The organism is Methylobacterium trifolii (assembly GCF_022179685.1).
Lineage (GTDB): Bacteria > Pseudomonadota > Alphaproteobacteria > Rhizobiales > Beijerinckiaceae > Methylobacterium > Methylobacterium trifolii.
Window position 1 is genome coordinate 1 of the sequence record NZ_BPRB01000092.1, and the last position, 16,311, is coordinate 16,311.

General features: G+C 72.2%; 19 protein-coding genes. 2 read left to right on the forward strand and 17 right to left on the reverse strand.

The genetic code is table 11. The features are described 5' to 3' along the window. The 9 genes from COGEMETH_RS09260 to COGEMETH_RS09300 form a co-directional block, all read right to left on the reverse strand. Positions 1 to 421, reverse strand: a 421-nt coding sequence (locus COGEMETH_RS09260; RefSeq protein ID WP_238182305.1) for a 2Fe-2S iron-sulfur cluster-binding protein, incomplete at its 3' end; no start/stop codon positions are given. Positions 422 to 431: 10 nt separating this feature from the next. Continuing rightward, on the reverse strand, positions 432 to 1,991 hold the full coding sequence (locus COGEMETH_RS09265; protein WP_238182306.1) for a formate dehydrogenase beta subunit: 1,560 nt from the start codon (positions 1,989 to 1,991) through the stop codon (positions 432 to 434). Continuing rightward, positions 1,988 to 2,461 carry a formate dehydrogenase subunit gamma gene (locus COGEMETH_RS09270; RefSeq protein ID WP_238182307.1) on the reverse strand — a complete coding sequence of 158 codons (474 nt, stop codon included), beginning with the start codon at positions 2,459 to 2,461 and terminating at the stop codon, positions 1,988 to 1,990. Before COGEMETH_RS09270 ends, COGEMETH_RS09265 begins: the two co-directional genes overlap by 4 nt. A gap of 556 nt (positions 2,462 to 3,017) precedes the next feature. Beyond that, complete coding sequence (locus COGEMETH_RS09275) at positions 3,018 to 3,674, reverse strand: glutathione S-transferase family protein (RefSeq protein WP_238182308.1); 657 nt, start codon at positions 3,672 to 3,674, stop codon at positions 3,018 to 3,020. A gap of 120 nt (positions 3,675 to 3,794) precedes the next feature. Continuing rightward, a complete protein-coding gene (locus tag COGEMETH_RS09280) occupies positions 3,795 to 4,265 on the reverse strand; it encodes a cytochrome c-type biogenesis protein (RefSeq protein ID WP_238182309.1) in 471 nt (156 codons plus the stop codon). After that, positions 4,262 to 6,265 carry a heme lyase CcmF/NrfE family subunit gene (locus COGEMETH_RS09285; RefSeq protein WP_238182310.1) on the reverse strand — a complete coding sequence of 668 codons (2,004 nt, stop codon included), beginning with the start codon at positions 6,263 to 6,265 and terminating at the stop codon, positions 4,262 to 4,264. Before COGEMETH_RS09285 ends, COGEMETH_RS09280 begins: the two co-directional genes overlap by 4 nt. A gap of 36 nt (positions 6,266 to 6,301) precedes the next feature. Continuing rightward, positions 6,302 to 6,802, reverse strand: a complete 501-nt coding sequence (ccmE, locus tag COGEMETH_RS09290) for a cytochrome c maturation protein CcmE (protein ID WP_238182311.1) — start codon at positions 6,800 to 6,802, stop codon at positions 6,302 to 6,304. 153 nt (positions 6,803 to 6,955) lie between these two features. Beyond that, positions 6,956 to 8,461: a c-type cytochrome biogenesis protein CcmI gene (ccmI, locus tag COGEMETH_RS09295; RefSeq protein WP_238182312.1), complete on the reverse strand. Its 1,506-nt coding sequence runs from the start codon at positions 8,459 to 8,461 to the stop codon at positions 6,956 to 6,958. Between the two features lie 166 nt (positions 8,462 to 8,627). Further along, positions 8,628 to 10,046: a sensor histidine kinase gene (locus COGEMETH_RS09300; RefSeq protein WP_238182313.1), complete on the reverse strand. Its 1,419-nt coding sequence runs from the start codon at positions 10,044 to 10,046 to the stop codon at positions 8,628 to 8,630. 103 nt (positions 10,047 to 10,149) lie between these two features. Between COGEMETH_RS09300 and COGEMETH_RS09305 the strand changes: the two genes are divergently transcribed. Both COGEMETH_RS09305 and COGEMETH_RS09310 read left to right on the forward strand, forming a co-directional pair. Next, positions 10,150 to 10,386: a type II toxin-antitoxin system VapB family antitoxin gene (locus tag COGEMETH_RS09305; protein ID WP_238182314.1), complete on the forward strand. Its 237-nt coding sequence runs from the start codon at positions 10,150 to 10,152 to the stop codon at positions 10,384 to 10,386. After that, positions 10,383 to 10,790, forward strand: coding sequence for a type II toxin-antitoxin system VapC family toxin (locus COGEMETH_RS09310; protein ID WP_238182315.1), 408 nt, complete (start codon positions 10,383 to 10,385; stop codon positions 10,788 to 10,790). The genes COGEMETH_RS09305 and COGEMETH_RS09310 overlap by 4 nt, the downstream gene beginning before the upstream one ends. Before the next feature lie 13 nt (positions 10,791 to 10,803). Here COGEMETH_RS09310 and COGEMETH_RS09315 read toward each other — a convergent pair whose 3' ends face one another. The 8 genes from COGEMETH_RS09315 to COGEMETH_RS09350 all read right to left on the reverse strand — a co-directional run bounded on the left by COGEMETH_RS09315 (position 10,804) and on the right by COGEMETH_RS09350 (position 16,261). Beyond that, complete coding sequence (locus COGEMETH_RS09315; protein ID WP_238182316.1) at positions 10,804 to 11,481, reverse strand: response regulator transcription factor; 678 nt, start codon at positions 11,479 to 11,481, stop codon at positions 10,804 to 10,806. Between the two features lie 206 nt (positions 11,482 to 11,687). Next, positions 11,688 to 12,068 carry a PepSY domain-containing protein gene (locus COGEMETH_RS09320; protein ID WP_238182317.1) on the reverse strand — a complete coding sequence of 127 codons (381 nt, stop codon included), beginning with the start codon at positions 12,066 to 12,068 and terminating at the stop codon, positions 11,688 to 11,690. A 207-nt stretch (positions 12,069 to 12,275) separates the two neighbouring features. Further along, complete coding sequence (locus COGEMETH_RS09325; RefSeq protein ID WP_238182318.1) at positions 12,276 to 12,746, reverse strand: hypothetical protein; 471 nt, start codon at positions 12,744 to 12,746, stop codon at positions 12,276 to 12,278. Next, a complete protein-coding gene (locus tag COGEMETH_RS09330; protein ID WP_238182319.1) occupies positions 12,743 to 13,162 on the reverse strand; it encodes a hypothetical protein in 420 nt (139 codons plus the stop codon). Before COGEMETH_RS09330 ends, COGEMETH_RS09325 begins: the two co-directional genes overlap by 4 nt. Before the next feature lie 73 nt (positions 13,163 to 13,235). After that, positions 13,236 to 13,739 carry a hypothetical protein gene (locus COGEMETH_RS09335; RefSeq protein WP_238182320.1) on the reverse strand — a complete coding sequence of 168 codons (504 nt, stop codon included), beginning with the start codon at positions 13,737 to 13,739 and terminating at the stop codon, positions 13,236 to 13,238. Between the two features lie 97 nt (positions 13,740 to 13,836). Then, complete coding sequence (locus COGEMETH_RS09340) at positions 13,837 to 14,463, reverse strand: lysozyme (protein ID WP_238182321.1); 627 nt, start codon at positions 14,461 to 14,463, stop codon at positions 13,837 to 13,839. A gap of 36 nt (positions 14,464 to 14,499) precedes the next feature. Next, positions 14,500 to 14,697 (reverse strand): hypothetical protein, encoded by a 198-nt coding sequence (locus COGEMETH_RS09345; protein WP_238182322.1) that lies wholly within the window; start codon positions 14,695 to 14,697, stop codon positions 14,500 to 14,502. A gap of 4 nt (positions 14,698 to 14,701) precedes the next feature. Next, positions 14,702 to 16,261: a DUF2793 domain-containing protein gene (locus tag COGEMETH_RS09350; protein ID WP_238182323.1), complete on the reverse strand. Its 1,560-nt coding sequence runs from the start codon at positions 16,259 to 16,261 to the stop codon at positions 14,702 to 14,704. Positions 16,262 to 16,311: the final 50 nt, after the last annotated feature.

A 16,311-nucleotide genomic window follows, 5' to 3' on the forward strand; every position in this document is an offset into this window, starting at 1 on the left:
CGAGCTGCAGACCCAGGCCGGCAACGTGGGCCTGGGTCTGCAGCTCGCAGTCGCCGTTGGCGGCGCAGGTCAGGCAGTCCAGCGGGTGGTCGGAGATGTAGAGCTCCATCACGCCCTTGCGCAGGCGCGCGAGCTTGTCCGTCTGCGTGCGGACCACCATGCCGTTCTCGGCCGGCGTGGTGCAGGAGGCGGGCGTGCCGCGCCGGCCCTCGATCTCCACGAGACACAGGCGGCAGGAGCCGAACGGCTCCAGGGAATCCGTCGCGCAGAGCTTTGGAATCTGCGTGCCGGCGTTCATGGCGGCGGCCATGACGGAGGTGCCGGCGGGCACCGTCACGCTCATCCCGTCGATGGTCAGGCTGACCGTCTGCTCCGATACGCGGATCGGGGTGCCGTAGTCGATTTCCTTGATGAGGGCCATGGATGCCTCCTCATTCAGCCGCGACCGGCATGTCGCCGGCGCGCCTGAAATCCTCGGGAAAATGGGTGATCGCGCTCATGACGGGCATCGGGGTCAGCCCGCCCATGGCGCAGAGAGAGCCGTCGGTCATGACCTCGCAGAGGTCCTCGACGACCTTGAGGTTCGCTTCCGTCCGCACGCCGGCGATGACCTTGTCCATGGTCTCGACGCCACGGGTCGCGCCGATGCGGCAGGGGGTGCACTTGCCGCAGCTCTCGGTCGCGCAGAACTCGAAGGCGAAGCGGGCCTGGCGGGCCATGTCCACGGTGTCGTCGAACACCACGATGCCGCCGTGTCCCACGAGGCCCTTCTTGGCCGCCATCGCCTCGTAATCCAGGGGCGTGTCGAGGAGGTGGTCCGGGAAGTAGGCCCCGAGCGGCCCGCCGACCTGCACCGCGCGCACCGGCCGCCCCGAGCGGGTGCCGCCGCCGTAACCCTCGATCACCTCGCGCAGCGTGATGCCGAAGGCGAGTTCGATCAGGCCGCCGTGCTTCACGTTGCCGGCGAGCTGGATCGGCAGGGTGCCCAGCGAGCGGCCCATGCCGTAATCGGCATAGGCCTTGGCGCCGTGCTCCAGGATCCAGGGCGTGGCCGTGAAGGTCATCACGTTGTTGACCAGGGTCGGCTTGCCCAGGAATCCCTTCAGGGCCGGGATCGGCGGCTTGGCGCGGACGATGCCGCGGCGGCCCTCCAGGCTCTCCAGAAGCGAGGTCTCCTCGCCGCAGATATAGGCGCCGGCCCCGAGGCGGACCTCCAGGTGGAAGGCCTTGCCGGAGCCCATCACGTCGCCGCCCAGCACGCCCGCCTGGACGCCGTTGGCGATGGCTTCCTTCAGGGTCGCGAAGGCCTGGGGATACTCGGAGCGGCAATAGATGTAGCCGCGGGTGGCGCCGACCGCGATTGCGGCGATGGTCATGCCCTCGATGAGGTTGAAGGGGTCGCCCTCCATCATCATCCGGTCGGCGAAGGTGCCGGAATCGCCCTCGTCGGCGTTGCAGACCACGTATTTCTGCTCCGCCTTGGCGAGCATCACCGTGTTCCACTTGATGCCGGCCGGAAAGCCCGCGCCGCCGCGCCCGCGAAGCCCAGAGTCGCGCACCGCGGCCACGATCCCTTCGGCGTCGAGCGTCAAGGCGGCCTCAAGGCCGCGATAGCCGCCATGCGCCCGGTAATCGGCGACGGAGACCGGGTCGACCACGCCGCAGCGGTGGAAGGTGAGGCGCTGCTGGCGCGCCAGGTACGGGATCTTTTCGGGGTCGCCGAGCCTGAGCGGATGGTCGCCGCCCTGCGTCAGGCCCGCGTCGAGCAGGCCGTCCACGTCGGCGAGCGTGACCGGGCCGTAGGCGATGCGCCCCTCGGGCGTGGCGACCTCGACCATCGGCTCCAGCCAGAACAGGCCGCGGGAGCCGGTGCGGACGATGGCGACGTCGAGCCCGCGCCGCTCGGCGCCGGCAAACAGGGCGCGGGCGACGCGGTTGGCGCCGAGGCCGAGCGCCACGGCGTCGCGGGGAACGGTGATGGTGACGCTCATGCGCGTGCCTCGCTCAGGGCGGCATCGAGGGCGTCGGCGGTCAGGTGCGCGATCGGCTCGCCGTCCACCAGGGCCGCCGGCCCGTTGGCGCAGAGGCCGAGGCAGTAGACCGGCTCGACCGTGGCGTTGCCGTCGCTGGTGGTGCCGTGCCAGCCGGTGCCGAGGCGCGACAGGATCTCGGCATGCAGCCGGTCGGAGCCCATGGCCTGGCAGGCCTCGGCCCGGCACAGCTTCACCTCGTGCCGCCCGGCCGGATGGGCGCGAAAATCGTGGTAGAAGGTGATGCAGCCGTGGATCTCGGCCCGCGACAGGTTGAGCGCGTCGGCGATCAGCGGCACCGCCCCCTCGTCCACGTAGCCGAACGTCTCCTGCAGCGCGTGCAGGATCGGCAGCGTCGCACCCTCGAGATGGGTGTGCTCGGCGATGATCCCGGCGGCGCGCGGGGCGCTCCATGGTTCGTAGCGCGGCATGGCTTTCCTGCCCAGATTGGTCCTTTTCTAATTCGGAGTGGAACAGAAATGCCGATTGTATTCAATCAAGCTGCCCGGTCGTTCGACAAAGAACGACTGTCGCCGCCGGCCCGTTCGGATTCCTTTCCGTCTCCAGAAAACGTCCGCCGGTACGATAGGTTTCGACGGGATTGATTTGTCATGCTGCGGTGCGGCCATCTCGGACGGGGTCGGCGCCGGATTGTGCTCTGCAATAAAATACGTGGCCGGCCGTGGTCGGCTACGGCCGGCGTAGGCTTGCAGGCTCAGTCTTGGGCGCGCTGGCGCTCTCCCCTCTGCGGGAGAGGGTGGCCCGCGAGCTAAGTCGGGTGAGGGGAGCGCCGTATCCGGAACTGTCGCTCCCCTTTCCCGACCCTCGCTCACGCGAGGGTCACCCTCCCCCGCAGAGGGGGGAGGAAAACGCCCGCGTGTGAGCTGCGATGGTTCGGTGGATTGTCGGGAGACGAGCCCAAGGCGCGAAGTACGGAATCCAGCTTCGGACCGGTCGAAATGCCTCTGGACCGGCGACGGGCGGTCGTCAGAACTCCATGTCGAGTTCTTCGATCTCTTCGGGCTCGCTGGCGGCGGTCTCGGCCCATTCCACCATCAGCGGCCAGTGCAGGATGGTGTCGCGGTAGGCGGTGGCGCGGGGGGGCAGCTTGACGTCGTAGGTGCGGAAGCGGGTGCAGACCGGGGCGTACATCGCGTCGGCGAGGCTCGGCCGGTCGCCGAAGAGGTAGGGGCCGTCGTAGCGGTCGAGGCAGTCGTCGAAGATCGTGACGATGCGCTCGATGTCGCCCTTGGCCCCGTTGAAGACCTTGAAGTCGGGGTGGAAGGCCTTGAGGTTCATCGGCAGCGCCGAGCGCAGGTTGATGAAGCCGGAATGCATCTCGCCGGCCACCGAGCGGCAATGGGCGCGGGCCGCGATGTCGGCGGGCACGAGGCCGGCCTCCGGGAACGTCTCGGTGAGGTACTGCGCGATGGCGAGCGTGTCCCAGACCACGATGCCGCCGTGGCGCAGGCGCGGCACCAGGAACGAGGGCGAGAGGTGGAGGAGCTCCGCCCGCGTCGAGGCGTCGTCGCCCGACAGCATCTCGGTCTCGAAGTCGAGCCCGGCCATCCGGCAGATCAGCCAGCCGCGCAGCGACCAGGACGAGTAGTTCCGGCTGGAGATCGTGAGCGTCGATACGGTCATCCCGGTCCCCCCGGCGGATTCTTCTCGCGGAGGGGCATCCAAGACTCATGCCGCGCCGAATCCGCCGGGGCCGATATTGCAGCGTCCGTGGAAAAATTGCCACATCGCGCCCGCGAAAACCTACTCCCGGCGCAGGAGGGCCGCCACCTCCGCCTCCTCGGCGGGCGACAGGGTCCTCACGGGCGGGGGGCGCTTCCGGCGGGCGAGGCGCCAGATTCCGAAGGCGCCGAGCAGCACGGCCAGCAGCGGGCTCAGCCAGAGCAGGAGGGTGTGGCCGGCAAAGACCGGGCGCAGGAGCACGAACTCGCCGTAGCGGCCGACCACGTAATCCTCGACGGCCTTGTCGCTGTCGCCCTTCACCAGTCGCTCGCGCACCAGCACCCGCAGGTCCTTGGCCAGCGGCGCGTCCGAGTCGTCGATGGACTGGTTCTGGCAGACGAGGCAGCGCAGGCCGGCCGAGATCTCGCGGGCGCGGTGCTCCAGGCCCGCGTCCTTGAGCACTTCGTCCGGCTGCACGGCCAGGGCCGGCCCGGCGCTCGCCAGCAGGATGAGCGCCAGGGCGAGCCCCCGGGAAAATCCCAAACGACTCATTCGGCGGGGACGGCGTTGGGGGGGAGGGGCTTGGTCCTGGCGCGGGCCGGGGCGCCGACGCGCATGCGCCGGTCGGTCAGCGAGAGGCCGCCGCCGATCGCCATCACCACGGCGCCGAGCCAGATCAGCAGCACCAGGGGCTTGTAGTAGAGCCGCAGGCCGATGCTGCCGTCCTGCCCGATCTCGCCGAGGCTGGCATAGACCTGGCTCGCGCCGTTGGTGAGCAGGCCCGATTCCGTCACGGTCATCTTGCGGCTCGGGTAGAAGCGCTTGCCGGTGTCGACGTGGCCGACCTCGTCGCCCGCGCGGGTGCGGATGGTGAGGAAGGCCGCCGCCTCCTCGTAGTTCGGGCCGGTGCGGGGCGCGACCCGGTCCAGGGTCGCGACGTAGGGGCCGGTGGCCAGCGACTCGCCGGGCTTCAGGGTGGCGAGGCCCTCCGTGGCCCAGCCCTGCGCGGCGATGCCGAGCACCACCACGCCGACGCCGGCATGGGCGAGCGCCGTGCCCCAGGCCGAGCGCGGCAGGCCGATGGCGCGGCGCCAGACCTCGCCCGCGGATCTGGTCCGGCCCGAGCCGTAGCCGCGGGCGCGGCCGATGATCTCCAGGGCGGAGCCGACGATGAGGTAGACGCCGAGCCCGATCCCCACCGGGGCCAGCACCGGTCCGCCCCAGGTCAGGGCCATGGCGGCGAGGCCCGCGGTGAGCGCGACGGCGAGTGCCGCGAACAGGCGCTGCGAGGCGGCCAGCACGTCGCCGCGCTTCCAGGCGAGCGACTGGCCGAAGGGCACGATCAGCAGCAAGGGCACGGCCAGCGGCACGAAGGTGGCGTTGAAGAAGGGCGGCCCGACCGTGATCTTCTCCGCCGTCAGCATCTCCAGCAGCAGCGGGTAGAGGGTGCCGACGAGCACGGTGGCGCAGGCGGCGACCAGGAAGAGGTTGTTGAGGACCAGCGCCCCCTCGCGGGAGATCGGCGCGAACAGGCCCCCCTGGCGCAGCAGCGGCGCGCGCCAGGCGAACAGCGTGAGCGAGCCGCCGATGAACAGGATCAGGATCGCGAGGATGAAGACGCCGCGGGTCGGGTCGGTGGCGAAGGAATGCACCGAGGTCAGCACGCCGGAGCGCACGATGAAGGTGCCGAGCAGCGACAGGGAGAAGGTGAGGATGGACAGCAGCACCGTCCAGACCTTCAGGGCGTCGCGCTTCTCCATCACCACGGTGGAGTGCAGCAGCGCCGTGCCCGCGATCCAGGGCATCAGCGAAGCGTTCTCCACCGGGTCCCAGAACCACCAGCCGCCCCAGCCGAGCTCGTAATAGGCCCAGTAACTGCCCATCGCGATGCCGAGGGTCAGGAAGCTCCAGGCGGTCAGGGTCCAGGGCCGCACGGCGCGGGCCCAGACGGCGTCGATGCGGCCGTCGATCAGGGCGGCGATGGCGAAGGCGAAGGTGATCGAGAAGCCGACATAGCCGAGGTAGAGCAGCGGCGGGTGGATCGCGAGGCCGGCATCCTGCAGCAGCGGGTTGAGGTCGTTGCCCTCCATCGGGGCCGGCACGACGCGGGAGAACGGGTTCGAGGTCGTGATGATGAACAGCACGAAGACGAAGGTGATCACCCCCTGCACGGCCAGGGTGTTGGCCCGGAGCACGGGGGGGACGGATTCCCGCGCCACCGCGACGCAGGCCCCGAACAGGGTGAGGATCAGCACCCAGAGGAGCATCGAGCCCTCGTGGTTCCCCCAGACGCCGGACAGCTTGTAGATCAGGGGCTTGGCCGTGTGCGAGTTCTCGACCACGTTCTGGACCGAGAAGTCCGAGGTGACGTGCGCCCAGGTCAGGGCCGCGAAGGCGAACAGGATGCAGGCGAAGGCGCCGAGCGCGCTTTGCGTCGCCACCTGACGCAGGGCGGGATCGCCCGAGCGCGCCGCCCAGATCGGCATCACCGCCTGGATCAGGGAGAGCGCCAGCGCCAGGGCGAGGGCGAAATGGCCGGTTTCGACGATCAAAGCCTTACGTGTCCTTCATGGTCGTCGGCGCGCGGGTCAGCGCTCGCTGCGCGGTCCGAGGGTGGCGTCGTTCGCGGACGTGGCCTTCGGCCCGCCCTTGCCCCCGCCCTCCTGCCAGCGCCCCTGCGCCTTGAGGGCGTCGGCGACTTCGCGCGGCATGTAGGATTCGTCGTGCTTGGCCAGCACCGTGTCCGCGCGGAAGGCGCCGCCCGGCTCCAGCATGCCCTCGGCGACCACGCCCTGGCCCTCGCGGAACAGGTCGGGCAACTGGCCCCTGTAGCGGACCGCGACGGTGGCGTTGGTGTCGGTGACGGCGAAATCGACGGTCTGGTCCGGCCCGCGCTTGAGCGAGCCGTCCTTGACGAGGCCGCCGATGCGGAAGCGGGTGCCGGGCGGAACGGCCTGGGAGGCCACCTCGGTGGGCGAGCGGAAGAACACGATCGCCCCGCTCATCGCGAACAGGATCAGGCCGACCGCGAGGGCGAGCACGCCGCCGCAGGCAGAGATCAGGATCAGGCGGCGGCTCTTGCGCGTCACGAATTTCCGTCCCGGCGGGGTCCTGGGTCCGATCGGGCCGCGACACGGCCCGAGACAGTCCTGAACCGTTCTCATTCCAACATAGGATGGTGTCGACTCAGGCGCGACGCGGGTCAAGGCCGCAGGGCAGGGCCGAGGGCCGGAGCCGGACCCTCAGGGGCGCGGCTTGAGGTCGAGTTCGCGCGCGAGGCCGTCGAGGCGGGACACGGCGTCCGCGTTGGCGGCGAGGGCCATGCGGCCGCGGTCGAGGGCCTTGGCCGCGTTCTCGCGATCGCCCAGCGCGCTGTAGGAGCGCACGAGGCGCAGCCACTCGTCGGCGGTGCCGCCCTTGGCGGCCAGGCGCCGGTCGAGGCCCGAGACCATGCCGCGGATCGCGGCGTCGCGCTCGGCCGGCGGCATCGCCTTCACCGCGGCGACCGCCGATTCCGTCTCGGCCTGCGCCTCCGGAGACCCCGTCTCCATCCGGGACCGGGGGGCGGGCGCCGCCGTCCCCGCCGGTCCGCCGGCCAGGCCGAGGTCCCGCGCGCCGGCCTCGAAGGCCGCCAGCTTCGCGGCGTCTCCGGCGAGCGCCGTGCGGGCGCGCTCCAGAACGGCTGCGGCCTTGTCGGGCTCCCCCAGGACGGAGCGGGAGCGGGCGAGACGGAGCCAGTCCTCCGCCGTGCCGCCCCTGGCGGCCAGGCGCTCGTCCAGGCCGTCGACCATGCCGCGGATCGCGGCCTGCTGCTCGGGGGGGAGATTGGAGGCCGCGCCCGCCGGGGCGTCCGGAGCCCTGCCCGGCGCCTCGGCCGCGGGGGCCGGCTCGCCCTTGAGGCGGGCGAGGTTCTGCCGGACCATGCCGAGCCAGGGGGCGTCGGCCGGGCTCGCATCGGTGAGCGCCGTGAGCTGGCGGATCGCCTCGGCGGTGTCCCCGGCCTGCTCGGCGCCGCGCGCGAGGTAGAAGCGGGGTTTCGGGGTCTTGGCGTCGAGCTTGAGCGCCCGCTCGAACACGGCGCTGGCCTCGGGCGGCACCACGCCGTTGCCGGCGGCGACCAGGGCCTCGCCCCAGTCGGACAGGGTCTCGGCGGTCTCGCCCTTGAGGCGGGCGACCGATTGGTAGGCGCGGGCCGCGTCGTCGAAGCGGCCGAGCCGCATGTAGACGGGGGCGAGCACCGCCCAGCCGCGGGCGTCGCCGGGATCGCGGGCGAGCTTCGCCTCGATCTGGCCCACGGCCTTCATCATGTCCTGGCTGCCGGACTGGACCGCCTGCCGGTCGGCCTCCGTCTGCGCGGGCAGTTCCGGCGAGCCGTAGAGGCCGTAGGCGATCAGGGCGACGAGGGGGATGGTCGAGAGGGCGAAGGCCGAGGCCGCCCGGCGCTGGCGCAGGTGCGGCTCGCCCAAGGCGGTCTCCATGCCGGACGCGTCGCCGGGACCGGCCTCGCGGCTCGCCCGCAGCAGGCGGCGGGCGGCCTCGGTGCGGGCGGCCTCCGCCTCGGCCGGCGCGATCAGGCCGCGGCCGAGGTCGCGCTCGATCTCGGCGAGCTGGTCCTCGTAGAAGCCGGTCTCGGTGGCCACGCTCCCCGGCTCGCCGACGGGGGCGGCGGCGCGGCGCGACATCGGCCAGAGCAGGGCCACGACGGCCGCGGCGGTCATGGCCGCCAGGATGAACCAGATCGCCGTCATCGGACCCTGTGATCGGGCCGCACCGGCCCGCGTCTTCTATAGAGGCGGGCCGGCCCCCGACCGATGGCCGCCCTTGGCGACACGGTGTCACGCAAGTTCCGCCCGGTGACAAGGTTGCGCCCCCGCTCGCAGGGGACGGCCGGGCGGCGGAACGCGGACGGATCGCTCAATGGCTGGGCGGCCCCGCCGGGGCGTCGCCGGGCACTTCGAGCACGGCGCGCAGGCCTCCCAGCGCCGCCTCCTCCAGGCTGAACCGGCCCCGGTAGAGGGCGGCGAGGTCCGCCACGATGGAGAGGCCGAGGCCCGAGCCCGGCTTCGATTCGTCCAGGCGCCGGCCGCGGCCGAGGACGGCCTTGCGGTCGTCGGGCGGCAGGCCGGGGCCGTCGTCCTCGATGGCCACGAGAAGGTGGGGATAATCGTGCCGGGCCACCGCCTCGGCCCGGATCGCGACCCGGCCGGCGGCCCATTTCGAGGCGTTGTCGACGAGGTTGCCGACCATCTCCTCGAAATCCTGACGCTCGCCGCGGAAGCGCAGGCCCGCGGGCACGTGGACCTCGTAGGCGATGTCCTTGTCGCGGTAGATCTTGCCGAAGGTGCGCACGAGGCCGGCCAGCGCCGGCTCGACCTCGGTGGAGGTGCCCAGGGTTCCCGCCAGGGCCGCGGCGCGGGCCCGGTCGAGGTGGTAGTTCACCTGGTCGCGCATCACGGCGGCCTGCTCGCGGATCTTCTGGGCGAGGTCCTCGGACGCGTCCGAGCTGCCGACCTCGTTGACGATGATCGACAGCGGCGTCTTCAGGGCGTGCGCCAGGTTGCCGACCTGGGTGCGGGCGCGCTCCAGGATCTCGCGGTTGGTCTCGATCAGGAGGTTCACCTCCCCCGTCAGGGGAGCGATGTCGCGGGGATAGGTGCCGGTGATGCGGTCGGCCTCGCCGCGGCGGATGGCGCCCAGGGCCGCGCGCATCTTCTTGAGGGGTGCGAGGCCGAAGCGGATCTGGAGCAGCGTCGTCAGGGCCAGCGACAGGCCGAGCAGGCCGAAGGTGACGAAGAGCGAGTTGCGGAAGCGCTCGACGTCGTTGCCGATCTCGTCGGCCGGCCCCGCCACGCGCACGGTGTAGCGGCCCTCCTCGCCCAGATCCACGTCGCGCTCGATGATGCGCAGGGGGCGGTCGTCCTGGGCCTTGCCGTAGCCCTGGCGGATCTGGCCGATCCCGGCCTTGCCGTCCGGGCCGGCGGCGGGCTTCAGCGGCACGCCCACCAGCGAGCGCGAGGTGCGCAGGTCCCGCGCCTTCGCGTCGGGCCGCCCGACCTGCCAGTACCAGCCGGACAGGGGCAGGTCGAAGCGCGGGTCGCCCAGCGAGAAGGAGCGGCTCTCCGGGTCGCTCGGCGAGACCAGGTCGGTGGCGAGGTTGTTGGCGAAGACCAGGAGCCGGCTGTCGAAGGCGCGCTCGGTGTTCTCCCGGTAGAGGGTGGTGAGGATCCAGGCGGCGATCAGCAGGATCGCGGAACTGGCGAGCAGGGCCGAGACGGCAAGGCGCACCGCGATCGAGCGGCGGCGCAGGGAGAGGAGGTCGAGGAGGAGGGTCATCGGCGGGGGGGCGTCACGGACCGGGCATGCCGGCTCGGGCGAGCATAGGGCGTCGCGGCATTCTGCGGTATCGTCGCGTCGTCCATTCGGGAGCAAGCCGGCCATGGCGCTTCACATCCGCGACGAAGAGACCGACCGCCTCGTCCGCCTGCTGGCCGAGCGCCGGCGGATCGAACCCGACGAGGCGGTGAAGCTCGCCGTGCGCAACGAACTCGACCGCGACGGGCCGCGCGCCAGCCTGTGGGAGCGGCTCAAACCCCTCCACGAGCGCGTCGCCGCCCGGCCGTCCTCCGGACTGGTCGCCGACAAGGCCTTCTACGACAGCCTGAACGACGAGTGACGTTCCTCGACGCCTCCGCCCTCGTCGCGATCGTACTCGGCGAGCCGGATGCGAAAGGTCTGGCCGAACGGCTCGACGCCGCGTCCGACCCTAACACGTCCCCGATCGCCTATTATGAGGCCGTCCTGGCCATCGCGCGACACCGGAGCGGGGGACTGGACACGGCACGGGCCGACCTTCGGGTCCTGCTGACGGAGGCCGGGATACGGCTCGTTTCCGTCACGCCGGAGGATGCGGACGCGGCGCCTGCGGCCTTCGAGCGCTTCGGCAAGGGGCGGGGACATCCCGCGCGCCTCAACATGGGGGACTGCTTCGCCTACGCCGCCGCCAAGCGGCACCAGGTGCCGCTCCTGTTCAAGGGCAACGACTTCTCGCAGACGGACGTGAATTCCGCTTCCGACTGAGGGCTTCGGGCATTCACACCCGCGCCGGCGGTTGGCTCGGGTCCACCAGGTACCCCAGCCCCCGCACGGTCTGGATCAGGTCCACGGCGAGCTTCTTGCGCAGCCGGCCGACGAAGACCTCGATGGTGTTGGAATCCCGGTCGAAATCCTGGTCGTAGAGGTGCTCGGTCAGCTCCGCGCGGGAGACGACGCGGCCGGTGTGGTGCATCAGGTAGGAGAGCAGCCGGTACTCGTGGCTCGTCAGCTTGACCATGTTGCCGTCCACGAACACCCGGCCGGAGCGGGTGTCGAGGATGACGGGGCCGCAGGCGATCTGGCTGGAGGCGTGGCCGGCCGCGCGCCGCAGCAGGGCGCGCACGCGGGCCATCAGCTCCTCCATGTGGAAGGGCTTGGTGACGTAGTCGTCCGCGCCCGCGTCGAACCCGTCGACCTTGTCCGACCAGCGGTCGCGAGCGGTGAGGATGATGACGGGGGTCTTCACCCCGGCCCGGCGCCACTTCTGCAGCACGCTGACGCCGTCGGCCTTGGGCAGTCCCATGTCGAGGATGATGGCGTCGTAGGGCTCGCTCTCGCCGAGATAGCCGCCCTCCTCGCCGTCATAGGCCTTGTCGGCGACGTAGCCGGCCTCCTCCAGGGCGGCCACGACCTGCCGGTTGATGTCCTTGTCATCCTCCACGACCAGCAGGCGCACGGTTCACTCCATCCTCGTCCCGACTCAAGGCAATCGCTTGAACGCGCTTGCCTTGATTTTTCCCCGGCCTCAATCGCCGGCGCCCGCCTCCGCGGACTTAGGCTTTCGCTCCGCTCGACGCTTTCCAGGACAGGCGTCCTGGAAAGCCCGCTCCGCGGGGCGCTCTTCGCGCTCAGACGCCGCCAAGGCGGCTTCGAACGATGGCCTCAATACTGTCCGGCGACCTTGCCGGTCCTGGCATCCACCATCACGTGCACGAAGTGCCCGTCCCGGCGCAAGGCGGTGAGCATGTAGACGAGCCCGTCCTCGTGGCGGCAGAGGCTGGCCCGCTGGATCTCGGCACGGGGGATCACGCTGCGCGCGGCGCGGATCGCGGCCACCGGCTCGATCACCCGCCGCTCGGAGACCTCCTCGCGCATGTCCGCCGGGGAGAGGCAGTTCTCGGCCCGTGGCGCCGGTCCGCCGGGCTCCTGGGCGAGGCGGGGCGCGGCGGCCGGGCCGGTCTCGTCGGCCATCGAGCCGAGGCCGCCCGCGGCGAAGGCCGCGGCGGTCAGGCAGATGGCGACGAGGGCGATGGCGTGGCGCATGGGCGGAGACACTCGGCTCCAGGCACTGAATGCGCCCTGAATGTCGGGGCGTCCAGACGGAGCGGACGGGAGCGTCCTGCGCATGGCGGCCCCTGGCTGGGGCGAGGGCGGGACGGTGGTGTCGCAGACGGATCGGGTCATGGTGCTTCGGGGGCTGCGCAGCCTTACGGCCGAGGGGCGCCGGGGTTCCATGCCGATGCCGGACGCTCAGCGGGCGCAGACCACCCGGAAGGGCGTGATCACGTCCGCCTTGTGCTGGCGGCCCAGGATGCGCTGGACCCAGTTGCAGGCGGCCGACGGGCTCTCGACGATCGTCGCCGGGCCGCAGGGGAAGTCGGCCGGGACCTCCGTCTCCGTGGTCTGCGGCTTGCCGTCCCGGTCCCAGGGCGGGGTGCCGAAGGCGATCTGCGGCAGCATCACCCGGCGGCCCTCCGGCCCGGTGCTCTGCAGCCGGCGCTCGGAGCGGATCTCGCACTCGGCCCGGTAGCGGATCACCCGCGTCTGGCGCAGCGTCCCGCCGGGCGCCACCTCAGGCGTGGACAGTTCTGCCGAGAGCACGTGGTAGGGCCAGTGCCAGTCGCCGGCGGTGTAGGAGACGAAGCCGCAGGCGGCCAGGACCAGGGCGCTGCCGATCAGGCGGTAGAGGCGGGTGAGCCAGCGGTCGAGGATCGCGCTCATCGCAGGTCTCCCCGGAGCAGGCGCCAGAGCTGGCGCACCAGCGGCAGCCGGTCGATCCCGAACTGCGCGAGGGCGAAGGCCGTGACCGTGACGGCCACGGCCGCGTGCTTCATGCGGCGGTAGAAGCGGGCGAGCGCCCGCCGCTCGATCCGCGCGTCGATCAGTTCGTCGAGGGCGGTCAGCCGGTCGGGGTTCTGGCGCCGGATGAAGCTGCGCCACTCCGTCCCGAACCGGACGATCAGCCGGTCCTCCTCCGTCTCGGCGGCGGGCTGGGCCTGGGCCCGCCGGAGCAGGGTCTCGCCCAGGCCCTCGTCGGGCAGGGGCAGGGCCCGCCCGACCTCCTCGCCGAGCGCCGCCAGCGCGGCCCGGCGGCACTCGGGACCGGCCTCCGCCCGAGGTTGTTGCGTCGCGTCCATGCTGGCCTCCCCCGAGACACCGGCCGCTCCGGCTGCCTCCGCGCCCGCCCGAGGGCAACCGGCGATGGGCCGGCTACCGGGCCGCGAGGCCGGCCGCGGCAAGCGCCGGCGCCAGGGTGTTGGCCGCGGTGGCGCCCTCTTCCAGCGCGATCCGGCGGAACACCTTCTCGGCGATGCCGGGCAGGCCGCCGGCCGCCTTCACCACGAAGCCCGGCACCTGGTCGGCGGCCCGCTGCACGGCGGCCGCGATCACCGCCGAGCCGACCGGCACGGTCAGCGTCCGGCCCTTGGCGGCGCCGGCCACCGCGTTGAGGGCGTAGTCGGTCACGCGGCGCACCATGCCCTCGACCACGCTCTTGGAGACGAAGTAGCGCGCCATCGGCGCGAAGCGCGCGATCAGCCCGGTGACGAGGGCGACGAGGAGCGGCGTCAGCACCGCCTGCGCGGTCTGGCCGAAGGCGACGATCCAGTCGCCCCACGGGAGTGCGACCGCGGTGGCCGGCGCCCCGGCATCGGCCAGGACGGGGGAAGACGCGCAGGCGAGCGCCAGCGCCGCGAGCGTGAGCATGCGGATCATGGGTGTCTCTCTCGATTCGAAGGACGCGCGGCAGGCCCGGCCGGCTCGGGTTTTTTTGGATGATCCAGGCTCGTGGATCGGACCGGGGCGGTGCTCGTCAGCCGGCGCGGCGCGCCGGCCGCTCACCCCACACGTCGTCGACCCAGCGCCCGAGGCGGCCGAGCCAGTTCGGCGCGGCGGGGGCGACGGGCGCGAGGACGGGGGTCGCCACGCCGGGGTCGAGGATGTCGGCCACGGGCGCCGCGACCGTGACGGGCCTCTTCGCGAGGGTCGGGCGCGGCAGGGCCTCCCCGTAGGGCGTGACGAGCTGCTCCGCCTCGGCCCGGCGCCGCCCGAGGATCGCGGCGGGCCTGTTCCACCACAGCAGGGCCGCGCGGGCGCCCTCGCCGTCCCCCGCGCGCAGCCGCCGCAGGAAGGTCGAGCCGGAGAACGCGCTCGGCCCGATGTTGAAGCAGACCGAGACCAGGGCGTCGTAGGTGTGCTGGCCCACCGGCGTGCCGCAGAGCGCCGCGTCGACGTGGCCGGCGTAGAGGGCGAAGGCGCGGTGGGCCAGCGCGTCGCACTCGGCCGCGGTGATGGTCAGGCCCGGCCGCACCCGGATCAGCCCCGAGGCCGAGGTGATGCCGATTCCGATGGTCCAGACGCCGACGCTGTCGCGGTAGGCGGTCAGGCGCCGGCCCTCGCGCGCGATCAGGACGGCCTCGCCGATGGGGGAAAGCTGCATGGGGGTCTCCAGGATGACGAGGGACTCGTGCCGGATTCAGGGCGTGCCGGGCGGTGCGTCGCCGGTCGGGTCCCGCCCGGCCGCGGGCGCGTTCCCCGCGGCGATCCAGGCCCGGTAGGCCAGCCAGTCGGTGTTGCCGGGGTCGGCGGGGATGAAGGCGCCGTCGGATTCCCGCCGCACCACGTCGTCGCGGGCGGCGCCCGTCACGGGATCGCGGACTTCGCTGTAGGCCATCGCTTCAGATCTCCGCCGAGAGTTCGAAATAGGCGCCTCCCGCCGCGGCCGAGGCGTAGACGCGCCCCGCCCCGGAGGCGGCGCCCGAGACCTCGAACCAGGTGGCGGTGCCGTAGGCGATGAGCGAGGAGCCGTTGCTGAAGCCGATGCCCGTCGCGCTGATCGTGGGCGTCGCCCGCATCGGCTGGATCGCGTAGGAGAAGATCAGGTTCTGGGCGCTGCCGCAGTACTGGTCGTAGAGGGTCGCGCCCGCGTTGAAGCCGATGCGCTGATAGTAGCGGGCGCAGATCTGCGCCTCCCCGTGGCGCCGCTCGAACCGGGTCGGCCCCGCGTTCGGCAGGGCCGCCTCGAACTGCACGAGGCTCAGCGTGCCGCCCGAGAACTCGATGGACGCCGCCGTCCCCGGGCTCAGCCCGGTGACGGGGAGCGCGTTGACCGTGGCGCCGCCCACCACCCGCGGCGTGCCGGCCGCGTAGGCGCCCGAGGCCGAGCCCTGCCAGATGCGGGCCTGCGCCGTGCCGGTCCAGGTCAGCCACCACGCGGCGGCGTGCACGTTGGTGGCGTCGACCGCCTGGACGAGGGTTCCGGCGGTGAGCGTCACCGTGTTGGCGGCGGGCGCCTGCGCGACGGAATAGGTGCAGCCGCCCGCCCCCGCCTTCCAGCGGTCGTGCCCGTAGGCGCCGGCGGCCAGCGCCGTGCCGCCCGCATAGGCGCGCTGGTTGACCAGGAAGAGGCCGTTGATCACCGCGTTGCGGCCCGGCAGGTCCGGGATGCCGGCTGCCGGCACGCCGCCCGCGGTGGCGCCGTCGTGCAGCACGAGGCGGGTGTTGGCCGTGTCGGTCGAGACCGCGCCGGCAGGGCCGGTGAAGGCCGCCCCCTTGGCGGGCGGCGCCAGCAGGCCAGGAAAGGTCGCGAGCCCGCTCCCGGCCTTGATCCGCAGGCCCTCGGAGAAGGCCGCCCCGTCCGGGGAGACCTTCACCACGAAGTCGTCGTCGGCCAGCGTCCCGAACAGCGCCCGCGTGGCGTAGCCGGTCTGGAACACGAAGGCCGCGTCGTTGCCGGCGAGCTTGCGGTTGAGGGTGATCCGCATGTTGCCGGCGCCGGGCGTGGCGTCGTCCCAGGAGAACAGGGCGGCCTCAGTCTTCACCGCCAGGCGGTTGACGGCGTCCGCCGCCGTGCCGATGCCGAGCCGGCTCAGGTTCTGCAGGACGCTGAGGCTCGCGCGAAAGCTGGTCCAGGCGGTGCCGGTGAAGACGTAGAGGTCGGCCTCGTCGACCACGTAGGCGAACCAGCCGGGGCGGGGAGCCGAGCCGGTCCAGACCCCGTCGGCGAAGCGCACCACCTGCCCCGACAGGCCCGTCCAGGCGCCGGTGGGCGCAAGGGCCGCGACGAGGTAGCGGTCGCCCTCCGTGGGCAAGGCCGGCGGGGCGGCGAGGTCCTTGTCGAGGCAGAACAATTGCACCAGCGCGTCGAGGAGCGTCAGCGCCTCGTTGTGGGTGACGTGCTTCTGCGCCTGGCTCGCCGCGATCAGCGGCAGGGCCAGGTTGCGCGTGGTCTCGGCCATCCGCCGTCTCCTTTTTTGTGTTTGAGGCCCCCCGCGTCTCCCTCCCCCCT